Here is a 25,294-nt window from a genome sequence, read left to right as displayed (position 1 = left end):
ATTTTATTTTTTCTGCTTAAACTTGAAATCAGGCTTTGTCAAAGTTTAATTTGACAAAGCTTTAAACATTTAATACATTTCTAGAATACGATCAATGACTCTTTCTTTCTGGCGTTACGCTCATTTGGCCTTAGCCTTATTTTCTTCGATATTTTTAATTCTTGCTTCTGTTACCGGAATTATTCTTGCAGTCGATGCGGCACAGGAAAAAACACTTCCGTATACAACACCAGGTTTTGATAAAATCACGTTAGGAGAAACACTGCCAATAATAAAAAAAGAGTATTCTGAAATCACAGAATTAAGTGTCGATTACAATCAGTTTGTAACACTTCAGGCAATTGACAAAGATGGAAATGACATCAATGCTTATATCGATCCAAAAACAGGAAAAATTTTAGGAAAACCAGAAAAAAAGACTGAATTTATCAATTGGGTTACCGGTTTTCATCGTTCATTATTTCTCCATGAAACCGGACGCTTTTTTGTGGGTATAATTTCTTTTTGTTTGCTGCTTATTTCTATTTCGGGTTTTGCACTTGTTTTAAAAAGACAAAGAGGCATTCGTAATTTCTTTTCAAAAGTTATAAAAGAATATTTTGCCCAATATTATCACGTTGTTTTAGGACGTCTGGCTTTAATTCCGATATTTATTATTGCGCTTACCGGAACCTATTTATCGCTGGAAAGATTCAACTTTTTTATGGGCGAAGAAAAAGCAAAACCGATAAAAACAGAACTTTCGGCAGAAGCCAAAAAAACATCTATATTTAAAACTACACTTCTTTCTGATGTAAAAAAAATCGAATTTCCTTTTACAGATGATCCGGAAGAATATTATATCATTGAATTAAAAGATCGAGAAGTTGAAGTAAATCAGGTTGATGGAACTGTAATTTCAGAAAAACGTTCGCCATTTACCGTTCAGTTATCTGCTTTGAGCCTTGATATTCATACAGGAAGAATTAACGGAATATGGGCTGTAATTTTAGCCATTGCTTGTATTAATATACTTTTCTTTATTTACTCTGGTTTTGCAATTACTTTAAAAAGGAGATCAAGCCGAATTAAAAATAAATATAAGGCCGACGAAAGCAGTTATATTCTTTTAGTTGGTTCTGAGAATGGAAGTTCTTTTCGATTTGCCAATGCTATTTTAAAACAATTAATAAGTTATGGAAAAAAAGCTTTTATTGCCGAATTAAATAATTTTTCGGTATATCCAAAAGCAAAACATATTATTGTTTTTACATCAACACATGGCTTAGGAGATGCGCCTTCTAACGGAACTAAATTTAAAGCACTTTTACAAAAACAAAATCAAAAACAAAAAATCAAATTTTCAGTTGTTGGTTTTGGTTCAAAATCATATCCGGATTTCTGCAGATTTGCCTTCGAAATCGATCAGCTTTTGGCCAGTCAAAATTGGGCAGAACGCTTTTTAGATGTTCAGACTGTTAATGATAAATCGGCTTTGGAATTTGTTGAATGGGTAAAATTATGGAGCGGGAAAACCGACATTCCATTAGCAGTAACGCCATCATTATACAACCACGTACCGAAAGGTTTACAGAAATTAATGGTTTTAGATAAAACGCCAATTTCTGATACTGAGCATACTTTTATATTGACTTTACGTGCTAATAGCAGAACCAAATTTGCCTCTGGCGATTTACTAGCTGTTTATCCGGCCAATGATTCCAGAGAACGTCTCTACTCTATCGGAAACCATTCGGGAAATGTGCAGCTTGTGGTAAAACTCCATCCAAACGGATTAGGTTCTTCTTTTTTAAATAATCTTGAACCGGGAGATACAATCAAAGCCAGGATTATCAACAATCATGCATTTCATTTTCCTAAAAAAGCATCAAAAGTTGCGTTTATATCAAATGGAACCGGAATTGCCCCTTTCTTAGGAATGATTGAACAAAATAAAGCAAAGAAAGAATTACATCTTTACAGCGGGTTTAGAATGATAACGCCAACGCTTTTAGCTTATAAAAAGTTTGCCGGAATTATGATGCAAAAAGAACATCTGGACAATTTTCATATTGCTTTATCGCGCGAAGCAGAACATATTTATGTAATGGATTTAATAAAAAGAGATACGGACTTTTTTATAGATTTATTACAGCATGGCGGTGTTATTATGATTTGCGGATCTCTTGCTATGCAAAAAGATGTCGAAACCATTTTTAATGAATTGTGTCTTTCAAAGGGTAATAAAACTCTTTTGGATTATAAAAATAATGGACAGATATTAACCGACTGTTATTAAAGATAATTATGCCAAAACAACTGTTCTTATATAAAATTTTATCTCTTTTTCTTTTTGTTTGTTGTTTTTCAGCACATTCGCAAATAGTAAGAAAAAGAACGACTTTGCTTATGGGCGGACGTTTTGATATTAGTATTGCTGCAAAAGATTCTTTAACAGCCGAACAAAATATTGATGAAGTAATTGCAGAAATTACACGAATTGAAAACCTAATCTCAGACTGGAAACCGGATTCGCAGGTTTCACAAATAAATCAAAATGCAGGAATTGAGCCTGTAAAAGTTGATCGGGAAGTTTTTGAACTTACACAACGAGCCATTAAATTATCAAAAATTACAAACGGCGGATTTGACGTGAGTTTTGCGGCTATGGACAGAATATGGAAATTCGACGGTTCGATGACCGAAATGCCTTCGGCGGAAGCCATAAAAAAATCAGTTGAAAAAGTAGGTTACCAAAATATAATTCTCGATAGCGTTAAATCGACTATTTTTCTAAAATTAAAAGGAATGAAAATTGGTTTTGGCGCACTTGGCGAAGGTTACGCAACCGACAAATGCCGCGCCATGATGATTGCAAAGGGCATCAAAGCCGGAATTATTAACGGATCGGGCGATATGAGTACCTGGGGAAAGCAGCCCAACGGACAACCTTGGAAAATAGGAATTACAAATCCCTTTAAGCCAGAAAAAGTTTTAGCCGTTGTACCTTTAAATCAAGGTGCTGTAACAACATCCGGTAGTTATGAAAAATTCGTTGTTTTTAATGGAAAAAGATATTCGCACATTATAAATCCTGCAACCGGATATCCTGCAACCGGTTTATGCAGCGTTACTGTTTTTGGTCCCAATGCCGAAACTGCCAATGGCTTAAGTACTTCGTTAATGGTTTTAGGTAAAACACAAGGTCTACTTTTACTTCAAAAATTTCCTGAATACAGCTGTTTGATGATTACAGATAATGGAAAAATGATTAAATCTAAGAATTTTGCTTATAACTTGTGAGTGTAATTAGGAGTTATAAGTTATGAATTAAGCTTTATGTTTTTAATTTCACAAAGATAGATGCTAAGCCGCAAAGTTTAAGTTTAATTGTCTCCAGCTAATGCTGGAGGCAATGGATTTCTTTGAATCCTTATTTATTGAATACTTTAATTCTGACTTTTAACTCTCATTTTCGAAATCAAAATCAGGATAATGGATAAAATCACAAATGCTATTAAAACAAACAGTCCATTTCTAATGGCTGTTTGAAAACCTAATTTTGTGACGTCAATAAAAGGATATGGATAAAAATTGGTCATAACTCCATGAAATAGAGTATAAATCATATAAATAACCGGATAAAGCAGCCAAAGCAGAATCGCTTTATAAGAGATTTTTTCAGGACTTATAAAAAACAGCCAGTAAACAAAAAATAAAACAGGCACAACGGTATGAAAAATTTCGCTTACAATACGATGCTGACCTTCCAGATTTACAATAGAACGCAAGAGCAAATTAAAAACAATACCAACAATCAAAATATAAACTGTGATTGCTGTAAGGGTTGTAGATTTTGAGAAAAAAGAATGGACTCTGTTTTTTCCTCCAAATAAAATTGCTGCACAACAAAGAAAAACTATAGTATTTGTCAGGATCGTAAAAAAACTAAAGAAGCGGACTGCAGCACTAAAAAATGTAAATTCAGATCCTTGTAATAATAAATAAAACTGTATGGGCAGGGCATACAATTCTAAAACAAAAATAATAGCGGGCAAAATTTGTTTTTTTGTGGTATTTGCTTTTTCCATATTTTACTTAGTGTCAGATTACTAAATTAAAAATTTTATTTCAAAAATAAATCTTTACTTCTCTGCGATATTAATTCACTTTAACTTCAATTGTTGAAGCTAGCAAACCAGCATTGGTCAGCTTAACTCAAATATTTATATTATTTCGCTTTTGCATTTTATGATTATTTATTGTTTGTTTTATAATTAAAAAACGCCTCATTTCTGAGGCGTTTTTTCGTCATGTTTAATCTAATTAATGGCGATCATCGTGAGAGTGACCTTTATCTTTATGTGATTTGTTTTTGTTATCGTGCTTATCGTACCCTTTAGGCTTTTTGTTTTTTTCCGGTTTTTCTCCTCTGTTTTTTTGAGGTTTTCCGTGATAACCTTTTGGATAATTAGCTCTGTGTTTAGTATGATACGCATACGGAGCATCTCCTCTGTAATCTGTTAAAACAACCTTATAACCTGAATATAAATCATATTGTCTGTATCTTGATGGAAGTCTTTTAACACGAACCCATTTTCCGCTGTTGTCATAAATAAAAACACTTTGATTTATATCGTAGTATACATCGATATCTGGCAGATAATAATATCTGCTGTTATCATAACCTACTGGTCCCCAGCTTGGAGGCGTTCCAATATTTACATTCACTGAAACCTGTGCTTTGGCAAAAAATACACTCATAAAGAGTACTGAGGCAAATATTATTTTTTTCATGATTTTTAATTTTAAATATTAATTTAATAGATATTTATCTAAAGTAATGCCAAAATTTTTATTTATCGAATTCATTATACGGAAATATAAAAAAAATCGACAAAGAGTACTTTTTAAACGATGTACATTGAAATAAAAAACGCCTCATTGCTGAGGCGTTTTCGTCATGTTTACATTTAATTATAAGGCGTGTACTAATATTTTTAACCAATCAAAAATATACTCTTTTTTTTACACTAAATCATTTTTTAGACCAAAGTCGTATTTCAGACGACCAGCGTAAATTATTGAACGAAAAACATTTATTTCCATCCTCCGCCTAATGCTCTGTATAAATTTACAAGAGCCTGCAGCTTTTGAAGATTATCATTAATCCCGCTTAATTGTGCAGATAAAAGATTTTGCTCAGAAGTTAATACATCAGTGTAATTCGTAGCTGAACTGTATTCTAAAAGCTGCTGAGTAAAATCGACTGCTTTTTCTAAAGCTTCAATTTGTTTGGCTCTCGAATCTTCTTTTTCTACTGCCATTTGGTACGAATACAAAGCATTCGAAACTTCCTGACCCGCCGTTAAAAGACTTTGCTGAAAATTATTATAAGCCTGTAATTGCTGCGACTGCGCTGTTGTTAATCGAAGTTTGTTTTTTCCCTGATTAAAAATAGGCTGTGTTAATCCTCCAATAATCGAATAAAAAATAGAATTACTAAAGAAATCTTTTAATTCTAAATTCGAAAATCCGCCGCTTGCTGTAAGCGTTAAACTTGGATAAAAATAAGTCTTAGCCAGATTGGTAGATTCAAAAGCAACTCTGAAATTGAATTCAGCCTGACGAACATCCGGACGGTTTTCAAGCAATTGCGAAGGTATACCAACGGCAATATTTTCAGGAATAGTCTGCGTTCCTAATTCACCTCTGTCAATTGGCCCCGGAGCTTGTCCTAATAAAATATTCAAAGCATTTTCTGTTTCGCGAATGCTTTGTTTTAAATCCGGAATCAAAACTTCTGCCGCATGCTGATTGGCTTCACTTTGTACAACCGCTGCACCTGTTACAATTGCGCCTTCTTTTAAAGCCTTTATTGTTTCAACATTTTTAATACGGCTTTCTAATGTTTTTTGAGTGATTTGCAAAGATTTATCATAAGCCAGCAGAGCAAAATAATTATTGGCTATATCCGAAATTAATTGTGTCTGAATGGCTTGTTTAGCAGCATCAGTCGCTAAATAAGAAGCTAAAGCTGCTCTTTTAGAACTGCTCAGTTTTCCCCAGATATCCGCTTCCCACGAAGTACTTAAACCTAATTTATAAGTAGTCGTTAGGGTATTGATATTGATTCCTGCCGGAAAGTTAAGTCCCGCTTCTGATTGTTTCGTATGCGTTGCACTGGCATCCAGCTGTAAAGTTGGGTAATACGCTAATTTACTTTGGCGAAGTGAAGCTTGCGCTTGTATGATATTTTCAATGGCATTTTTCAAATTAAGATTATTTTGTAATCCTTTCTGAATTAATGCATTTAGCTTTTCATCTTTAAAAACGCTCTGCCAGGGCATATCAGCAATCGTAGTCGTATCTGTCGAAGACTGATCGCGATACAGCTGATCTGTTTTTAATGTTGTGGGACGTTCGTATTTTTTGGTAACAGAGCAAGCACTCAAAAGTACGGCCATCATTACCAGTAAAATATATTTATTTGAACTATTAGTCATCTCTGTCTTAATTAAAATTTACTCTTTGTGAGCTTCTATTAACTGAATTTCCTCGTCATCATCATCTTCGTCATTATAACCATCTTTTGCCGGACCGCTTATTTTTTCCTGTAAATTCTGGAAGATGATAAACAGAACCGGAATTACAAATACTCCTAAAATAGTTCCGATTAACATACCTCCTACAGCACCTGTACCAATCGATTTGTTACCAACTGCACCGGCTCCAGACGCGAACATCAGCGGAACCAATCCTAGAATAAAAGCAAACGAAGTCATCAAAATTGGTCGTAAACGTGCTACTGCTCCTTCAATTGCAGCTTGTACAACCGGCAAGCCTTTTCGTCTTCTGTCCAAAGCAAATTCGACAATCAAAATACCATTCTTTGCTAAAAGTCCGATAAGCATGATTAAGGAAATCTGCAGGTAAATATTACTGTTCAGTTTAAAAATAATCGAGAACAAATATGCTCCGGCTAATCCAAACGGAATTGAAAATAATACTGCGAATGGCAAAATATAACTTTCGTACTGCGCACTTAACAAGAAATAAACGAATACCAAACACAAGATGAAAATGAAAATTGTCTCACTTCCTGAAGCTAATTCCTCACGTGTTAAACCTGAAAATTCATAGCCATAACCCGCAGGAAGATTTTCTGCTGCCACTTCCTGAATTGCTTTAATGGCATCTCCGGAACTATAACCCGGTTTTGGCGCTCCTGTAATCGAAATTGACCTAAATAAGTTAAATCTCGAAATAGATTCTGGTCCAAAAACTCTCGTCATTTTTACAAACTCAGTAATTGGTGCCATATTTCCTGCACTATTACGAACGAAAATTTTATTTAATCCTTCTGTATTTGCTCTAAACTCCGGAGAAGCCTGAACCATTACACGATATTGTTTTCCGAATTTGTTGAAATTTGATGCGTACAATCCGCCGTAATATCCCTGCATTGTTGATAAAATCGTATTTACAGAAACTCCGGCATCTTTTGCTTTCGCTAAATTAATATCCATCATATACTGAGGGAATCCGGGATTAAACGGCGTTGTTGCGTATTGAATTTCCGGACGTTCTGCCAGTTTTGCAAGGAATTCATTATTTACTTTATAGAATTCAGCCGTTGTATGTCCACCTTTATCCTGCAATTGGAATTCGAATCCACCACTTTGCCCAAATCCCTGAATGGTTGGAGGTGAAATAAAGAAAATACTTGCTTCGCGAATGCCGCTTGTTTTAGCAAAAAGCTGGCCTATTACATCATCAACACTTAAATCACGTTCATCCCATGGTTTTAATTTTACAATAACCATACTGTACGCACTTCCCGCACCCGCTGTAAAGTTTTGTCCAACGATACGAAGTGTATTTTTAACCCCCGGAATGGTTTTCGCAATACTGTCTACTCGTTTTGCAATAACGTCCGAACGCTCCATAGAAGCTGATGGCGGTAAACTTATATTAGCAAAAACAGTTCCCTGATCTTCAGCAGGTACGAAAGCTGAAGGCGTTGTTTTCATCATATAAACTAAAGCTGTTCCAGCAATTATAATTGAAGCTAAAGCAATCCATTTTTTTACAGACAGAAACTTAACCGAACGTTTGTACCTTTCAGTTACATTATCAAACGCAACGTTAAATGATGTATAAAAACGCTGTAAATAACTTTTATGTTTATGATCGTCTGCATGCGGTTTCAATAAAAGAGCACATAAAGCCGGACTCAATGTCAAGGCGTTTACTGCCGAAAGAATAATCGCAACAGCGAGTGTAATTCCAAATTGCTTGTAGAAAACCCCAGTCGAACCGTTGATAAATGTTACCGGAATAAATACCGCGGCCATTACCAAAGTAATCGAAATAATCGCTCCCGAAATTTCATCCATGGCATGAATCGTGGCTTTCTTGGCCGATTTATATCCGTGATCGAGTTTGGCATGAACGGCCTCAACAACCACAATCGCATCATCGACCACAATACCAATGGCGAGTACCATTGCAAAAAGTGTCAATAAGTTAATCGTAAATCCGAACAAACTCAGGAAGAAAAATGTTCCCACAATCGCAACCGGAACCGCAATAGCCGGAATTAATGTAGATCTAAAATCCTGAAGAAAAATAAATACTACGATGAAAACCAAAATAAAAGCTTCGATCAAAGTATGGATTACTTTTTCAATTGAGGCATCTAAGTTTTCGTTAACGTCAACCAGAATCGTATATTTTACTCCTTTTGGAAAACTTTTTGCAGCTTCTTCAACCAGTTTTTTAGAATTGATAATTACATCACGTGCATTTGATCCCGGAGTCTGGCTGATCGCCATTGCTGCAGATTCTACACCGTTTGTTTTAATGGTTGAAGCATAACTTAAAGATCCTAATTCAACTTTAGCCACATCTTTAAGGCGAAGCATCTGCCCGTTTCCAACTGATTTTATAACAATATTCTCAAATTCCTGAGCGCTTGTTAAACGCCCTTTGTATTTAATTACATATTGAAATGCCTGATTTCCGTTTTCACCAAATTTACCCGGCGCAGCTTCGATATTCTGTTCTGCCAAAGCTGCTGAAATATCACTCGGAATCAGTTTGTATTGCTGCATTACGTCTGGTTTCAGCCAGATCCTCATCGAATAATCTTTGGCACCAAAAACGGTTACATCTCCCACCCCAACTACACGCTGGATTTGCGGCACAAGGTTGATCTTTGCATAATTTTGAAGAAATGTCTGATCGTAGGCTTTATCTTCACTATATAAAGAGAAAATCAATAGGTTACTACTTTGGCTTTTCGTAACTGTAACCCCTGCCTGAGTTACCTCTACCGGTAGTAAACTTGTTGCTCTCGAAACTCTGTTTTGAACGTTTACCGCTGCTAAATCAGGATTTGTCCCTACTTTAAAGAAAATTTTGATTGAAGCATTTCCGTCATTGGTTGCTGTAGAAGTCATGTAAGTCATGTTTTCTACACCATTAATTTGCTCTTCAAGCGGAATTACGATACTTTTAAGTACTACATCGGCATTCGCTCCGGTATAACTTGCCGAAACGTTTACCGTTGGCGGCGCAATATCCGGATATTGAGAAATCGGTAACTCAATTAGGCCTAAAACACCTAAAATAACGATAATAACAGATATTACCGTTGAGAGTACGGGTCTTTGTATAAATTTTTTAAACATTGGCTTTTATTTTAAATCGGCGTATATAGTTTCTGCTTTTTGATTTTTAGCCTTAATCTCACTTCCTTCTTTTAAAGAAGCAACACCTTCTAATACTATTTCATCTCCAGCATTTAAACCGCTTGTTACCACATAAAAATTATTAGTAGTATTTTCAAGTACTGTGATGTTAACATTTTTCGTTTTACCGTCTTTCCCTACAACTACAGCAAAAATTTTATCCTGAAGTTCGAATGTGGCACTTTGCGGAATAATTATTCCGTCTTTAACTTCTTTTGGAATACGTACGGTTGTACTGCTTCCGCTTCTAATAATTCCTTTTGAATTCGGGAAACGGGCTCTCACATTTACCGTACCGGTTTCAGTGTTAATTAATCCGTTTACGGTTTCGATGTGCCCTTTTTCGTCATACGTTGTACCATCAGAAAGTACTAAAGAAACTGCCGGCATACTTTTAACTTTTTGGTTTAATGAAGCTCCAGCATCTTTTGTAAAATTCAAAAGTGCTTTTTCATTTAAAGCAAAATAAGCATATACATTTCCTATGCTCGAAACGGTCGTTAAAGGTTCGGCTGTATTCGAACTTACCAAACTTCCTAAACGAAACGGAATCGATCCCACAACTCCGCTAACCGGACTTGTAACGGTTGTATAACCCAAATTAGTTTTAGCGTTTACCAAAGCTGCATTTGCCTGAGCCAGAGAAGCTAAAGCAGATTCATAAGTATATTGTGCCGATTCTAAATCGTATTTGCTGATAATTCCTTTTTCAACCAAAGGTTTTACTTTATTCACTGCCAGTTTTGCTGAACTTACATCTGCCTGTGCACTTTTAATGCTTGCTGTTGCTGTTCTTACTTGCTGCTCGTATTCCGGAGCGCTGATTTTAAACAAAGGCTGTCCGGCTTTTACAACCGCTCCTTCATCTACAAAAATTTTATCGATATATCCTTCGACTCTTGGTCGGATTTCTATGTTTTGCTGTCCCTGAATACTCGCCGGATAATCGCTGTTTAAAGTAGCCGATTCTGGCTGTAAAGTCAGTGTTTTATATTCTTTAACCTGCGGTGCACCTCCGGCCTGAGCCGATTTATCATTTTTACCGCAAGATGCGATAATAACTGATGCTGCGAGAATGCTTAAAAATGATTGCTTATTCATTTGAAATAATATGTAATTATCGATTATATGCAGACAAAAGAAATAAAATATCGCAAGCAAAAATTTTCAAATAGACGAAGACCGAAAGAGAATCGACAAAGATAATCTTAGACACGACGGGTTTTCTATTAAAATTAAACAAGTGTTTAATTTCTCACTCATCGGTTCTAAAATGGTTTTTAGGGAGTGTAATTCTATTTTTAGCGATTGCTTAAAAATTGCATGCAAATAAACTGTAATATTGCCTGTAAAAACTAAAAAATTCAATGGCATCTTACCTAAACAGACCTTATTTATTTACCGGACTGCACATTTTAAGCTGGTTATTATTGGGCTTTATTATGCTGTTTTACATCCCAATAACATGGAATGTGGTTCTGCCGGGCGTGTTTTGGCTTTGGCAGATGATTATTTTGTTTCTGCTTATTATTATTTTTTATTCTAATGCTAAAATTATAGTTCCAAGAACCATCTTTAAAGACAATACTTCTCCGTTTTTAATCTGGGTATTTATAATCGCTTTTGTGATGCAGCTTATTGCGTATTTTTATACTTCGCAAACCGATCTTCATACAAAAGTCAGCTTGGTTTTAGGATTTAAAAAATACCGAAATCCGTATTTTGACAATTATGTTTTAATGCTCACTTTACTGGTTTTAGGAATCAGCACGAGCTGGGCGATGTTACAATATTGGCAGAAAGCCGCACAGCACAAACAGAAACTGGAACAGGATAAAACCGTTGCAGAATTAGCGATGCTGAAAGCACAGATTAATCCGCATTTCTTCTTTAATTCTTTAAACAGTATTTATTCTTTAACCTACACTAATATTGAAGATTCGAGAAATGCACTGCATACGCTAAGCAGAATGATGCGTTACTTACTGTACAGCACAGAAGAAACAACGACATTAATCAAAGAAGCCGAATTTATGAGGGATTTTATCGCTTTGATGAAACTTCGTGCCAATAAAAAACTGACCATTACAACTGACATACCCGAAAAAATACACGATTACCCAATTGTTCCGATGTTATTACTACCTTTAGTAGAAAATGCTTTTAAACACGGAATTCATGCTACAGACAAAAGCGAAATTCATATTAAATTGAGACAAGACGGAAGCAGTCTCGAATTTGAAGTTGAAAATACGTATTTCGAAAAAACATCAGCTACAGATGAAGGCGGCATTGGCTTAACAAATACCAAACGCAGACTGCATTTAATTTATCCCAACAAACATTCGCTAAAAGCCGGAATTGCCGATAACGGAATGTATAATGTAAAACTGCAAATAAACTTAGAATAATGACACAATTAAGATGTATAGCAGTAGACGATGAACCTCTCGCATTAAAACTGGTCGAAACCTTTATTGAGCAGACACCTTTTTTACAGCTCACGGCAAGCTGCGATAATGCGGTCGAAGCCATGAGTTTAATTAGGGAAAAACAGCCCGATTTGGTTTTTCTGGATATCAATATGCCCAATTTAACCGGAATGGAACTTGCAAGGCTTTTGCAGGAACAGCCCGGACAGGTTCCAAAAATTGTTTTTACAACAGCTTACAATCATTATGCAATTGAAGGTTATAAGGTTAATGCCGTAGATTATCTTTTAAAACCTTTTAGCTACGAAGAATTTTTGCGTGCCGCCAATAAAGTAATGCAGTTAACGGAAGAAGCTTCAAACAATAACCATCATTCTGTTAGTGCAGACGAAGAATTTATTTTCTTAAAAGTAGAATATCAATGGGTTAGAATTTCTTTCAAAGATATTTTATACATAGAAAGTTTAAAAGATTATGTAAAAGTTCATTTAGATGATTCGCAAAAGGCACTTCTTTCTTTAATTTCTTTAAAAGCTTTAGAAGAAAAAATGCCGGCATCTAAATTTATGAGAATTCACCGTTCTTTTATTGTTTCGCTTGATAAAATAAGTGCCATTACCAAAAATTCAATTTTCATTGGAAAAACAGAAATTACAGTTGGCGAACAATACAAAGAAGCGTTTAAAACCATTGTAGACAAATGGTTGAAATAAATAGAAATTTTAATATTATGGAAAAAAGATCAAACAAATACTATCTCACTTTAAGTTTAAAAGAATACGCAAACGGCGATACGCAGCCCGCAAAAGAACTTGGAATTGAATTTGATAATCACGATGAAATTTTCGGAATTATTCAAAGGATAAAAGATAAAAACATTTTTGAAAATGCATCCGAAGCCACACAATTTGCAATAGGTTTAAAATTGTTCAGCGAGATTAAGCTTAAACATCGTAATAATCCTTTGTTTAATGAATTAAATGAAGTGTTTCCAATCTTCATGAAAAAATTAAAAAGCTTGTAATTTACTACAAGCTTTTTTTGTTTTAATTATGAAAGAAAATCAAAATGTTATGTAAATGAGGTGATGGCCAATTTATTAATTTTATGAGAATGATCTAAAAAATACAGCCTTATGATACATAAACATGGATTAATAATCACTAAAACCGAATTGGATTTTGAATTTGAAGGCGTTCTAAATCCAGCCGTGATTGCTGCAGACGGAAAAATTCATATTTTTTACAGAGCCGTAGCTTTAGGAAACCATTCCACAATTGGCTACTGCAGACTTTCAGACCCACTCACAATCGAAGAAAGATACCAATATCCGGTTATTGTTCCGGAAACTCCCAATGAAAAATACGGAGTCGAAGATCCCAGAATTGTAAAAATTGACGATTTGTATTATCTGTCTTATTGTGGATATGACGGCGAAAATGCATTTGGATGTGTCGCTACTTCTACCGATTTAAAAAATTTTACCAAACACGGAATAGTGGTTCCGCAATTATCAGGCGATGAATTACGTTCATTAATAAAACACCAGCAGGATTTAAATATTAAATACTTTCAGCCAAGTACCGGAAGCAGTTATGTTTGGGATAAAAATGTGGTTTTTTTTCCGCGAAAAATAAACGGAAAATTGCATTTTCTACACAGAATTCGTCCCGGAATTCAGATTGCTTCTGTCAATAATCTTGACGAATTAAATCAGGAATATTGGAAAAATTATATGCTTGAATTTAAAAATCACATTGTTCTCGATCCGAAATTTACGCACGAATTAAGTTATTTAGGAAATGGTGCTCCGCCAATCGAAACCGAACATGGCTGGCTTTTAATTTATCATGGTGTGCATGATACTATAAATGGATATATGTATGTAGCGTGTGCCGCTCTTTTGGATATAGACGATCCGACAAAAGAAATCGCCAGACTGCCTTATCCTTTGTTTATTCCGGATCAGCCTTGGGAATTAAAAGGTTATGTCAATTATGTTTGTTTTCCAACCGGAACAGTTTTAGACGACGAAGAACTTTATATTTATTACGGTGCCGCCGATGAAGGAATTGCCTGTGCTTCAATCAATATAAATATTCTTTTGACAGAACTTTTGGCTAATAAAATTTAGGTTTTCAAAATCTCCATTTCAAATTTTATCAAATAAATATTTATAAATCTGGGCTATCAAATGTTCCTTAAACAAAATAAGATAGTCCAGATATACGACTTTGTAAGTTGAAATTTATTTAGATAAAAAAATCAGACAAAGCATTTCACTGCAAATTGCCACTGCTATTGTTGTGCCTATAAAATCTGGAAAATGAACCAGCAAAAATGCATTGCCTTACATGCGCCATTTTTTGAGAATAAATGCCGGGAATGAAAATATTGCAGAATAAAACCTAATTTTGCTTCAAATAAATCTGAAATGAATTTGTACGAACTTGTTGTAACCGATACTGAAAAAATTGCGCTGGATGATCTGCTTTTCAGCGAAGAGAATAAAAAGGCTCTGGTTCAGACCATAAAAGAGCACAAATACATTGAGGAATTAAAAAAGTACAATTTAAAAGTTGATAATAAAATTCTGCTTCACGGACATTCGGGCTGCGGGAAAACTACAACAGCAAAAGCGATTGCAACGGCTTTAAATAAAAATATTGTTATTATCAATCTCAGTACTTTAATCAATGCCAAAATTGGCGAAACTTCTAAAAATGTAAAAGCTATTTTCGACAAAGCAATTCGCGAGAAAGCGGTTTTATTTCTGGATGAATTTGATCAAATCGGAAAAAGCCGCGAAAGTGATGATAAAGATGTTGCCGAAATGCGACGTTTGGTCAATACGATTATTCAGTTAATTGATTATTTCCCAACAGAAAGTCTGCTGATTTGCGCTACTAATTTTTACAACAGCATCGATACGGCTTTACTTCGAAGATTTCAAATTAAACTAAAATTTGAAATGCCCGACGAAATACAACTAAACACATATTACCATAAATTGCTGGCCGGTTTTCCTGTTCATTTACAAGATATTCCACATAAATATAATATCTCGTATGCCGAAGCAAAAGATTATATTCATACGACAATGAAAAGACAAATTATTGCAGAATTAGAATTTAACGAGCAGAAAATTAACGCAGATATATAAAAAAACGCCTCATAATATGAGGCGTTTTTAACAAATTAAATTCTGGTAATTAAGCTTTTGCTTTTCTTTTTACTGTACAGCCAATTTCTTTAGTCTGTGTTATAGCCGGTTTCTGGCCTCTTTGTAATGAAGCAATTACATCTTCGGCATATTTCACTTTATCAGCTTTACTTCCTTCCGGATCGTTATCGATTGCCCCAACATATTCTACTACATTTCCTTTTGATGTTTTAGAAACAATGAAAACATGCGGAGTGCGTTTTGCGCCGTATTCATCTGTAATTTTTTGTCCTGCATCAAATAAATAAGGAAAAGGATATTTTTTCTCTTTTGCCAAATCCTGCATTTTATTAAAAGTATCTGCTGTAGAAGCTTCAGGATCATTTGGATTAATGGCAATTACAGGATATCCCTGCGGTTTGAATTTTTTATCTAAATCGATAATTCTCTGCTCATAACCTACTGCATAAGGACAAGTATTGCAGGTAAAAACAACGATATAACCTTTTGCATTTGGAAAACTTCCAAAAGAAACTTCTTTGTTATCTACATTTTTCAGTTTAAAATCGGGTGCTGTGTCGCCAGCTTTTAGAGTTGTCCCAGATTGTGCCTGAGATAAAAAGGCAGAAAATGCCAGCATCAGTAATAAGATTATTTTTTTCATGGTTTACAGTTTTTTATATTCAGTTAATAATTGTTCATAAGTAAATTCGCTTTCAACAAATTTTCGTTTGTCGTCTTTTATGAAAAGCGTTGCGGGAATACTTCCTGACCAGTTTGGATCGATTCTGTCGATAAATTCCTGCGGGCTGCTTTCGTTTAAAAGAAAGACTTGATTTTTAAGATTCTTTCTTTTTACAAACGGAACAACATTCGAAGCCAGTTTCGATTTAAAATCTAAACTTACTAACAAAACAGCCAGTTTTTCTGATTTATGTTCAGCGCTTAGTTTTTCGAAATGAGGTAATTCTTTTATACACGGCGCGCACCAGGTTGCCCAAAAATTGACTACATAAGTACTGTCTTTTCCGTTTTTAATTCTCTCATTAAGCTGATTAATATTCAACAGTTTCACATTCTGGCTGTAAGCCGAAACTGAAAAAACACAAAACAGAAACAGATATAAAAAAGATTTGATTTTCATAAGGACAACGCTTTAGAATTAATTTGTGCCTTACAAATATAAACGAATGAAATCTTACTTTTTGTTAATGAAAGTTTAATGGTCTTTTTTAAGATGCAAAGACGCAGAGTTACAAAGATACAAAGGTTTTATAGCTTGCTACTTCGGAATCTGTATGTTTAGGTTATTTACAAACAACAAAGGCTGCATGGTGTTCATGTTAATTAAAGATAAAATTCCGCTTTTATTTTCGTTTACAGCATTTATTTTAAAACAAAATTCATCTCCGTCTTTGTCCATTAAGGTTATAAATTCAGCATTATCATCTGAATTATTCTGGCAGCTGTGCGAAATGGTGTAGCGATACATTACTTTAAAAGCATCGTTGTTATAATTATAAACTTTTCCGTCTGGGTTAAATACCCATTTTATATTTCGGTTAGCATCAGAATACCAGTTTCCAATAATTTTCTTTGATGAAGGTTCTTCGGTCTGATTTTGAGCAAAAACAGCAGAAATTTGTAATAACAACACTAAAATTAAAAACAGCTTTTTCATAGTTTTTATTTTTTTAATAGACATATCGATTTTAATCTTATTTCTCAGAAAAAAATTCCAATTATTTCCATTTTCCAGCTTGAAAAGTCTTTCTGCCGAACATTCATTTTCTTTTTCTTTTGATTTTCGGTAGTCATGTTTTTTTACACTAATTGACTTAAAATACAATCGAACTTTATGCAAAATTATAAATTTAAACCTAAAGCGTAAATTAAAAAAAGTTATATGAAAATAGTATTACTGGTGTAAATCATGCAGTTAATATTCTTATAAAATGTCAATCAAACGTTCCTACGGAAGTATTATTTAAAACAAAAAATGTTCCGTCAGGAACATATATTTGTTTAAAAAAAGTTTTTTGGTGTTTTGGCACGTAAGGACGTTTGATAGATTTATTAGATCTCCTTCAAAATCAATTCAGCAACTGTATCAATTGCCTGATTGATTATACTTTCTGCATTTCCTTTAAATTCAAATCGTTTGGCTATTTCTTTATTAGATAAAATAATATGTATAAAAATAGTTCCAACAGGTTTTGATTCGCTTTCACTTCCGCCCGGCGTGGTCAATCCGGTTAACGCAACGCAGATATCTGAATTTATATAACGGTAAAAATTTTGTACCATCAACTTGGTAACTTCTGCAGATTCAGCACTATATTTTTCGATTGTTCCCCAAGGAATATGCAATAAATCTTCTTTCATAGACGAATGATAACAAACCATTCCTCCTATTAAAATTCTTCCGGAATTTATTACTGTCGAAAATTCGTAACACATTTTTCCTGCGGAGGCGCTTTCTACAAATGTGATCGTTAAGTTTTTTTCTATCAATGCTTCGCAGCATTCTGTTACTTTATCAGATGCCATAAATTTCAGTTTAAATTATGCATTATTACAAATCAAATGTAAAATGATAATCAACAATTTACTTACACAATTTCTTACAACATTTACATTATAAGTAACTGTTAATTATACAACTATAATTTATTTTCCTGTAAGATGTTCGAGGTGCTTCAATATTAAATTTGTAAAACACAACTTTTAGAAACTTATACGCCGTGAAAAACTGAAGTAAAGAAGACACAAAATTAAACGACTAAATTTTAACGTTATGGAAAAGCACAATAATTATGACTACGGTCATACGGATCCGGATTTTATAGATCAAAATACGCTCATTGACGGAACGTATTCTAATGAGGATCAATATAAACTGGATGTAAAGAAAGAAAACAATCAGGAGTTTGGAGAAAGCGATCCTGATGTTATAGAGCAAAATACTCTCGTTGATAATGATAATTATGCCAGAGATGAAGATCCGTATCAATATCAGGAAGAATTTATTGAAGATCTAAAACATCCTGCACAGGATTTTGAAAAAAACACAAATGTGAGATCAGAAAATATTCCGAATCAGGAAAGAATTATCAATGAAGATGACGCCATTACAAATGATGGTGAAGAAAATGATCTTGATGATGAATATGATCCAGCACTGGATTATGAAAATGATTTGGAAAAAGATGGAGATCTCGATAATGATGAGGAACTAGATGATTTTGATGCCGAGCATTATCCTGAAAATCATCCGAGAGAATAAATAAAATTCATTAGTTTATGACTATAGCAACTCAAATTATCTGGCTTTTTGTATTGGCCGTTCCGATAGCTTGTATAAGCTGGACTGTTACTCATGAAGAGATTTTTAGAGAACCTCACGAATGGTGTGTCAAACGTTCTCAAAATGACAAATATATTTTGTCACGAAAATTTTTTTATCTGCTTACATGTGAGTATTGCTTTAGTCATTATGTCACAATTGCGTTTTTGATCTTTACAGATTATAAACTTTTGTTAAACGACTGGCGCGGATATATTTTGGCCGGATTTTCGCTGGTATTTATGGCAAATATCTATATGAGCCTTTTTGCACTTTTGCGTCAGGCAATAAAAAAAGAAAAAGTAGAAATTCAAAAAATTGAGACAGAAACTGATCTCGAAAAAAATAGCAACAAATAAAAATACGTTTAATTAAATAAATAAAAATCATGGAAAATTTACAATTCATTGACCCATTATTGCACGGAATCAAACCTATCGAAAATACTACTTCTAATCTTTCTGTAAAACAGCTGGCTTGTGCCGGATTTGGCTCACTTTTAATTGGAGCTGTTTTAAAGAAAACAGGACATACTAAAGCTGCCGCTATTGTTGGAAGTCTCGCACTGCCACTATTATCTGCCGCAGTTTACAAAAAAGTAGCAAAGTAATAAAAGAAAAAACGTTTGCTAATTGCGAAAATGCCCGTTTTGGTTTTAGAACCTAACGGGCATTCTATAAATGTCATGTTTTATACTTTGCTGAGTACTTAGATGACTAAAAATTGACAATTGAGAATTAATTTGCCGGCAGATTAATATTTCCCTCCACCCAGTTTAATGCCTTATTAAATGCTTCTTTTTTAAATCCATGGAATTCTCCGGGAACAACATAACTAAATCCGTTTGTAAACGAAATTATATCTTCAGAGTCGGTTACAATGGCAGCTCTGTTCCATTTTCCTAAATGTTTGAGACCTAAAAGCGCATCCTGAAGCCACGCTCCTGCGGTAAAGTTTTTTATATCAGTATCCAGAACCAATAAAAAATTGATTTCGTTAGTTTGTTTTACCAAATGTTCTACAGCTGGAACAACTGCGGTTAAAAAGTCTTCTTTTGTAACTTCTGCCAATGCTCTAAAGGCAACAATATTATCGGTAGTGTCAATTTGATGTATCATGATTTTTTACATTTTTTTGAGTTATTAATAGTATTTACGTTTTAATATTGATTATCAAAATGTTACTCAAATTTACTCATTTTACAGTAGTTAAATCTTACATTTTTCTTAAATGTTTATTATAGTTTTTTAAGGTGCAAAGGAACAAAGGTGCAAAGGTTTTTCTCTGCTTAGATACACATTGCTGTGCTTCTAATTACAGAATTTAAAATCTTAAAAATAGCATGATATGCTTTGCGTAGACGCACAGCTGTACGTCTCTACGATGAACCTTTGAACCTTTGTCCCTCTGAACCTTTGAACCTAAAAAGAAAAAACCTGATTCTTTCGAATACAGGCTTTTTTCAAAAAAAAATAAAAAATAAACTAACACAAATTTTTAATTGTATCCCTGATTTTGTGTAAACTGTTTCGTTACGTCGATTGTTGACTGTGGAATTGGGAATACTCTTCTAAATGGCTGAGAGGCAGCTTTTGCAGTTCCTGCCAAATCAAATTTTCCAAAACGGATCATTTGTGGTCTTCTGTATAATTCCCAGTACAACTCAAAACCAATTTCATTGTATAATACCGTTTGGTCGATGGCAGTTAAAGCTTTTCCCGGTGCATTTCCGTATAAAGATTCTCTTTTTCTGCTTGTACGTAATTTGTTAAGATCATCCATTGCCAATGCTGGACTTCCTTTTCTGAAATAAGCTTCGGCTCTCATTGTGTAAATTCCGCCTAAACGATATAACGGAATATCAACATTACTGTTTCCGTTTCCTCCTTCCGGGTCAAATTCATATTTAAAAATACGGGCTCCCTGATTGATTTCGTTTTGAGCAAAAACTGCCTGAGCTGGATTTTTGAATGTTAAAGATGGCGTAAAATCCATTCTTGTAGTTGTACTTTTTTCCATGTATAATGGAGAAACTTTAATACGGTTTCCTGTCATTTCAAGAGATCCTGAAGCCAATAATATTGGTCCGTATTGTGGCCCGTACTGAATTCCTCTGTTAAAGTGAAACCAAGGTAAATTAGCACTTTTTGGTACAATATCAGTCGCTGGTGTACTTACATCAGTCCCGTCGTTCATAAACCATGTTCCGTCTGCATATTGGTATTTTTGCTGAAATCTCGGATCATCATGATTTCCGTCCCATGTGGCAAAAAATTCAGGCGTTGTACAAGCAGCGTTTGTTCCTCTGTTTGCTGCAGAAGTTCTCTGGTTACGCTCCATACATACGTAAGCAAAACTGTTTGAACCGTTACGGATGTAATCTATCTTTTGAGAAATTGCAAAAATTAATTCTTTTCCGTTGTTATTATCTCTAGCAAAGTTTTTGAAATAATCGCTTTCTAAAGAATATTTTCCGGAATTGATTAATAATGATGTATAATAAATTACACGGTCCATATCGGTTCCTGTTCCGCTTACTGCAGCTTCATTAAAATTAAAGTTTGAAGCAGCATTAAAGCGGTCTTTAAAAACAGCACGGTTTAAATACATTGTTGCTAAAAATCCATAAGCCGCTTCTTTGGTAAAACGCCCGTGGTGTGTTTGCTGTTCACCCATATTTGCCAAATCCGGAATTAAAGCTTCAACATCTTTTATTAACTGATCGATTTGAGTATCAGCTTTTAAAATCTGTAATGGCGCATTAGGATTCATTGGATCTCTATATGGCGCTTGTCCGTATAAATCCAGAGTTGTGTATAAATAATAGGCTAAAAGTCCTTTTGCTTCGGCTAAAAATAATTTCTTTTCCGGAATAGAACTTTCTTCAATTGACTGAATTGCAGTTAACGAACGGGTAATTCCATTTGTCAGCTTGTTCCAGTTATCTCCCACAATAGCATTGTCAGATTTCCATGTAAACTCGTGCATATCTCTCCATTTTCCACCGTCTCCCCAGTCACTTCCGCGAGTTGGTAAAATTGCCTCATCTGTAGTGTATTCCTGTAAAGAAAAAACTCCTCCGTGATCTACAAAAGTTCCGTCTCCTAAACGGTCGTAAGCTGCCGCTAAAGCTCCTGCCGGGTTCGAAGCATTTTCTCCTAAAACCTCATCCAGAACAACTTCGTCAAGATTTGTACAGCTTGCAAAAAGCCATATAAAAGAAAAAATTGCTAATGCTTTTATTTTAAAAATAGTATTTGTCTTCATAATAAATTATAGTTTTAAAGTTGCTCCAAAACTGAATGTTCTAGAAGTTGGATAACTTGCGTAATCGATACCTATAGACTGGTTTCCTCCGTTTGATTTTGGACTGTTGATTAACGGATCGTAACCTGTATAATTTGTAATCGTTATTAAGTTCTGGCCTGTTACATAAAGTGTTAATCCGTTGATCCAGTTCATTCCTTTTAAGTCGAAATTATAGCCGATACGAGCTGTGTTTAATCGGATGAAATCAGATTTTTCTAAGAAAAGGGTTGACAAAATTGGAGAGTTTGCTGGGTTGGCTCCAGACTCATAATATCCTGTCGCAACGTTACGATCTGATGCTAAGTTATTTATGTTCAAAGCATTTAATCCTGTATTGTTTAATAAATAACCTCCAGTTTGTCCGATAATCGAGAATGAAAGTGTAAAGTTTTTATATCTCATGTCACTGTTCAATCCGTAATAAAAAGTTGGTAAAGCACCTTCTATAATGATTCTGTCGCTGTTATCGATTTTACCGTCTCCATTTTGATCTTTAAAGATATTTGCTCCATTTTGGTCAAAACCAATATGCTCTAACAAGTAGAAAGATCCTGCAACGTAACCGCTTTTGTAAATATTAGCATTTACCCCGGATTGACCAGGCCCGGAAATAGTTCCCGTTAAGATTTCTGAAACCGGAAGGTTTTCGATTTTGTTATTCAAAGTCGCACCGTTCATGTCAACATTCCAAGAAAAATCTTTTGTATCTACTATTTTTGAACCTAACATAAATTCAAAACCTTTGTTAATGATTTTTCCGTCGATGTTTGTCCAGATTGTAGTTGTAGGACTTAAAGCCTGAGAAGGGACATTCAAGATGGCATCGGTTGTCGTTTTATTGAAATAATCTAAAGTTCCGTACAATTTATCATTCCAAAAACTGAAATCTAAACCTGCATTGTATTGTGTAACAACCTCCCATTTTAAATCAGGATTTGGTGTTCTGTTTACAGAAACTCCGTTTACAAGATTCAAATCGTTGTATAAATAATATCCGTCTGCTCCGGATAATGAATAACTTGCCTGTGTAATTTTATTTTCAACTTCCTGATTTCCTGTTTGTCCCCAGCTTAATCTTAATTTTAAATTACTTACAGTTGCTGCATTTTCTAAGAATTTTTCTTTAGAAATGTTCCATCCCATTGCAAATGAAGGGAAGTAACCGTATTTGTTGTTTTTACCAAAACGGGTCGATCCGTCAGCTCTCATAGATGCCGTTAAAAGATATCTGTCATTGAAAGTGTAGTTTAATCTTCCAAAATAAGACTGTAATTCATTTTCCTGAGCATAACCAGTTGTTCCAGACTGCGTTCCTGCAAAACCTGGATTAATAGAAGGTTTTACACCAACGCCCTGATTTGTAATTCCGTCGATACTGAAACTTGTTCCTGATCTTTCAAATTTTTGATAAGAGAAACCTCCAAGAGCTTCTAATTTATGTTTATCAAGATTTAGATTGTATGTTAAATAATGTTCAATCAAAGAATTTTTAGAATCTAAGTTGTTCTGAACATATTTTCCTTTCGGATTCAAATCGGTCAAGTTTGGATAAATAGTCGTATTTCTTTCTGCCATAGAACGGTCGATACCAATGTTTAGTTTATACTCTAAACCATTAACAATTCTAAGAGAAGTTTCTAAGTTTCCTAAAACTCTCAAAGTGCGTGTACGATCCTCATAAATACTTAATAAATAAGCCGGATTATAGTGTGCGTTCATATTGAAATTTGTATAATTTCCGTTGGCATCAAAAACAGAACGCGTTGGATTTGCCATTAAAGTATGTACGATCAATTGTCCGTTAGAACCTCCGTCATCACTCGTTGGAACACCATCATCTTTTGTTTCACTCGCAGTAAGATTCATTTTTACTTTTAAACGTTTGTTGTCTAAAAATGATTCAGCAGCGTTAATTCTTCCAGAAATACGTTTGAAATTACTATTGTTTACAACACCTTCCTGATCCATTTGTGCCAAAGAAGCATAATAGTTTCCAGATTCTGTCTGTTTAGAAAAAGCTAAAGAATTGTTTGAAGTAATTGCAGTTCTGTAAATTACATCCTGCCAGTCTGTATTTCCTCCGTGATCAAAAGCCGGGTCTTTAATCGCGCTTTTGTATTGGCTTGCACTTAAAACATCTAGTTTTTTGGCCACATTTGCAATTCCCATATAAGAATCCATTGTTAAAGTACCTTCGCCTTTTGAACCTTTTTTAGTCGTAACCAAAACAACTCCGTTTGATCCTCTTGCTCCGTAAATCGCAGAAGCCGATGCATCTTTTAAAACTGTGATCGATTCGATATCGCTTGTATTCAAAAAGTTTAATGGATTTTTTGCAGATGAATTTCCAAAACCAACATTACTTCCGGAAGGGCTTACATCATCATTTGACAATGGCACACCATCAACAACAAATAAAGGTGTACTTCCGCTTCTGATAGATCCAACTCCACGAATTGTTACATTTACTCCCGCTCCAGGCTCACCACTTGTGTTAACAACACGTACACCGGCAACTTTTCCCTGAATTAAATTATCAACAGAAATATTTACACCTTGTTTAAAGTTTGCCGCTTCTAATTGCGTAACTGCTCCTGTAACATCTTTTTTAGATTGTTTTCCGTAACCTACAACTAGAACCTCATTTAATTCTGCTGTGTTTGGCTCTAACTGGATAGTCATAAAACCACTTTGCGCTGCAAGTATTTTGGTTTTATAACCCATGTACAAAACTTCGATGTTTTTTCCTTCTCCAACAGTAATTTCAAATTCTCCGTCAAAATTTGTAACCGTCGCGTTAGAACTTCCTGATTCTATTACAGTTGCTCCCGGAATAGGCACTTTATTTTCGTCAACGATTTTTCCTTTTACTTTAATTCTTTCTACTGCTTTTGTGTTTACTGCTTTTGGCGCAGCTGTTTTTTGAATTAAAACTAATTTTCCGTTAATATTATAATTGAAATTAGCTTTTTTTGAAAGATCATTTAAAATTGATGTAACTGTTTCTCCAGTATAATTTACTGTATAAGTTGTGTTATCTGCAATTACTGCTTGTCCGTAACTGAACTTATAATCAGTCTGCTGGCTTAATTTTGAAAAAATAGAAACAAGAGTTGCTTTCTCTATTTTATTTTCTACTTTTGATTTTTTTAAAATAGTTTTACTAAAACCACTCTGAATGGTTAGTAATCCTAATACTAAAAAGATAAAACTCTTTAGATTTAAATAAGAAGGTTTAAAATACATGATTTAAGTTATTGGTTTTTTACGATACTTAATTATTAATTGGCAGTTGTTCCCAGCAACTGCT

Annotated in this window: 22 protein-coding genes; 10 read left to right on the top strand and 12 right to left on the bottom strand. The window is 34.4% G+C overall.

The genetic code is table 11. The features are described 5' to 3' along the window. Nucleotides 1–94: 94 nt before the first annotated feature. Complete coding sequence (locus BUC29_RS17710; protein ID WP_073417509.1) at nt 95–2,278, top strand: PepSY domain-containing protein; 2,184 nt, start codon at nt 95–97, stop codon at nt 2,276–2,278. 8 nt (nt 2,279–2,286) lie between these two features. Further along, nucleotides 2,287–3,282 (top strand): FAD:protein FMN transferase, encoded by a 996-nt coding sequence (locus BUC29_RS17705; protein ID WP_073417508.1) that lies wholly within the window; start codon nt 2,287–2,289, stop codon nt 3,280–3,282. A 146-nt stretch (nt 3,283–3,428) separates the two neighbouring features. Here the strand turns inward: BUC29_RS17705 and BUC29_RS17700 are convergent, their stop codons facing one another. From BUC29_RS17700 to BUC29_RS17680, 5 genes are all read right to left on the bottom strand, one after another. Next, complete coding sequence (locus BUC29_RS17700) at nt 3,429–4,070, bottom strand: Pr6Pr family membrane protein (RefSeq protein WP_084538668.1); 642 nt, start codon at nt 4,068–4,070, stop codon at nt 3,429–3,431. Nucleotides 4,071–4,305: 235 nt separating this feature from the next. Continuing rightward, a complete protein-coding gene (locus tag BUC29_RS17695) occupies nt 4,306–4,776 on the bottom strand; it encodes a hypothetical protein (RefSeq protein ID WP_073417507.1) in 471 nt (156 codons plus the stop codon). A 302-nt stretch (nt 4,777–5,078) separates the two neighbouring features. After that, complete coding sequence (locus BUC29_RS17690) at nt 5,079–6,485, bottom strand: efflux transporter outer membrane subunit (protein ID WP_073417506.1); 1,407 nt, start codon at nt 6,483–6,485, stop codon at nt 5,079–5,081. An 18-nt stretch (nt 6,486–6,503) separates the two neighbouring features. Then, nucleotides 6,504–9,674 (bottom strand): efflux RND transporter permease subunit, encoded by a 3,171-nt coding sequence (locus BUC29_RS17685; protein ID WP_073417505.1) that lies wholly within the window; start codon nt 9,672–9,674, stop codon nt 6,504–6,506. 6 nt (nt 9,675–9,680) lie between these two features. Beyond that, nucleotides 9,681–10,835 (bottom strand): efflux RND transporter periplasmic adaptor subunit, encoded by a 1,155-nt coding sequence (locus BUC29_RS17680; RefSeq protein WP_073417504.1) that lies wholly within the window; start codon nt 10,833–10,835, stop codon nt 9,681–9,683. A 266-nt stretch (nt 10,836–11,101) separates the two neighbouring features. On the opposite strand from BUC29_RS17680, the gene BUC29_RS17675 reads away from it, so the two are divergent. The 5 genes from BUC29_RS17675 to BUC29_RS17655 all read left to right on the top strand — a co-directional run bounded on the left by BUC29_RS17675 (nt 11,102) and on the right by BUC29_RS17655 (nt 15,329). Further along, nucleotides 11,102–12,145 (top strand): sensor histidine kinase, encoded by a 1,044-nt coding sequence (locus tag BUC29_RS17675; RefSeq protein ID WP_073417503.1) that lies wholly within the window; start codon nt 11,102–11,104, stop codon nt 12,143–12,145. Further along, nucleotides 12,145–12,879 (top strand): LytR/AlgR family response regulator transcription factor, encoded by a 735-nt coding sequence (locus BUC29_RS17670; protein ID WP_073417502.1) that lies wholly within the window; start codon nt 12,145–12,147, stop codon nt 12,877–12,879. The genes BUC29_RS17675 and BUC29_RS17670 overlap by 1 nt, the downstream gene beginning before the upstream one ends. A gap of 17 nt (nt 12,880–12,896) precedes the next feature. Next, nucleotides 12,897–13,190, top strand: coding sequence for a DUF3861 domain-containing protein (locus BUC29_RS17665; RefSeq protein WP_073417643.1), 294 nt, complete (start codon nt 12,897–12,899; stop codon nt 13,188–13,190). Nucleotides 13,191–13,301: 111 nt separating this feature from the next. Then, entirely contained in the window at nt 13,302–14,300 is a 999-nt protein-coding gene (locus BUC29_RS17660) for a glycoside hydrolase family 130 protein (RefSeq protein ID WP_073417501.1), read from the top strand. A 300-nt stretch (nt 14,301–14,600) separates the two neighbouring features. Then, the gene (locus tag BUC29_RS17655) at nt 14,601–15,329 is read left to right on the top strand and encodes an AAA family ATPase (protein WP_073417500.1); all 729 of its coding nucleotides are present in this window, start codon (nt 14,601–14,603) and stop codon (nt 15,327–15,329) included. 49 nt (nt 15,330–15,378) lie between these two features. On the opposite strand, the gene BUC29_RS17650 is transcribed toward BUC29_RS17655, so the two are convergent. From BUC29_RS17650 to BUC29_RS17635, 4 genes are all read right to left on the bottom strand, one after another. Then, the gene (locus tag BUC29_RS17650) at nt 15,379–15,993 is read right to left on the bottom strand and encodes a thioredoxin family protein (protein WP_073417499.1); all 615 of its coding nucleotides are present in this window, start codon (nt 15,991–15,993) and stop codon (nt 15,379–15,381) included. A gap of 3 nt (nt 15,994–15,996) precedes the next feature. Then, nucleotides 15,997–16,473, bottom strand: a complete 477-nt coding sequence (locus BUC29_RS17645) for a TlpA family protein disulfide reductase (protein ID WP_073417498.1) — start codon at nt 16,471–16,473, stop codon at nt 15,997–15,999. Between the two features lie 138 nt (nt 16,474–16,611). After that, nucleotides 16,612–17,010 carry a hypothetical protein gene (locus tag BUC29_RS17640; protein WP_073417642.1) on the bottom strand — a complete coding sequence of 133 codons (399 nt, stop codon included), beginning with the start codon at nt 17,008–17,010 and terminating at the stop codon, nt 16,612–16,614. Nucleotides 17,011–17,405: 395 nt separating this feature from the next. Then, complete coding sequence (locus tag BUC29_RS17635) at nt 17,406–17,879, bottom strand: CinA family protein (protein ID WP_073417497.1); 474 nt, start codon at nt 17,877–17,879, stop codon at nt 17,406–17,408. A 247-nt stretch (nt 17,880–18,126) separates the two neighbouring features. Between BUC29_RS17635 and BUC29_RS17630 the strand changes: the two genes are divergently transcribed. Genes BUC29_RS17630 through BUC29_RS17620 form a run of 3 tightly spaced genes read left to right on the top strand, consistent with a single transcriptional unit; the run spans nt 18,127 to nt 19,285 of the window. Next, nucleotides 18,127–18,615 carry a hypothetical protein gene (locus tag BUC29_RS17630; protein WP_073417496.1) on the top strand — a complete coding sequence of 163 codons (489 nt, stop codon included), beginning with the start codon at nt 18,127–18,129 and terminating at the stop codon, nt 18,613–18,615. Nucleotides 18,616–18,632: 17 nt separating this feature from the next. Further along, nucleotides 18,633–19,034 (top strand): hypothetical protein, encoded by a 402-nt coding sequence (locus tag BUC29_RS17625; protein ID WP_073417495.1) that lies wholly within the window; start codon nt 18,633–18,635, stop codon nt 19,032–19,034. 29 nt (nt 19,035–19,063) lie between these two features. Further along, complete coding sequence (locus BUC29_RS17620; protein WP_073417494.1) at nt 19,064–19,285, top strand: hypothetical protein; 222 nt, start codon at nt 19,064–19,066, stop codon at nt 19,283–19,285. 127 nt (nt 19,286–19,412) lie between these two features. On the opposite strand, the gene BUC29_RS17615 is transcribed toward BUC29_RS17620, so the two are convergent. The 3 genes from BUC29_RS17615 to BUC29_RS17605 form a co-directional block, all read right to left on the bottom strand. Beyond that, a complete protein-coding gene (locus tag BUC29_RS17615; RefSeq protein WP_053471925.1) occupies nt 19,413–19,793 on the bottom strand; it encodes a SpoIIAA family protein in 381 nt (126 codons plus the stop codon). Between the two features lie 379 nt (nt 19,794–20,172). Beyond that, nucleotides 20,173–21,942, bottom strand: coding sequence for a RagB/SusD family nutrient uptake outer membrane protein (locus tag BUC29_RS17610; RefSeq protein WP_073417493.1), 1,770 nt, complete (start codon nt 21,940–21,942; stop codon nt 20,173–20,175). A gap of 6 nt (nt 21,943–21,948) precedes the next feature. Beyond that, on the bottom strand, nt 21,949–25,230 hold the full coding sequence (locus tag BUC29_RS17605; RefSeq protein ID WP_073417492.1) for a SusC/RagA family TonB-linked outer membrane protein: 3,282 nt from the start codon (nt 25,228–25,230) through the stop codon (nt 21,949–21,951). Nucleotides 25,231–25,294: the final 64 nt, after the last annotated feature.

Source organism: Flavobacterium defluvii, from assembly GCF_900129555.1.
Classification (GTDB): Bacteria; Bacteroidota; Bacteroidia; order Flavobacteriales; family Flavobacteriaceae; genus Flavobacterium; species Flavobacterium defluvii.
Note: the sequence above shows the minus strand (reverse complement) of the source record. Positions and strands in the feature narration are given on the sequence as shown.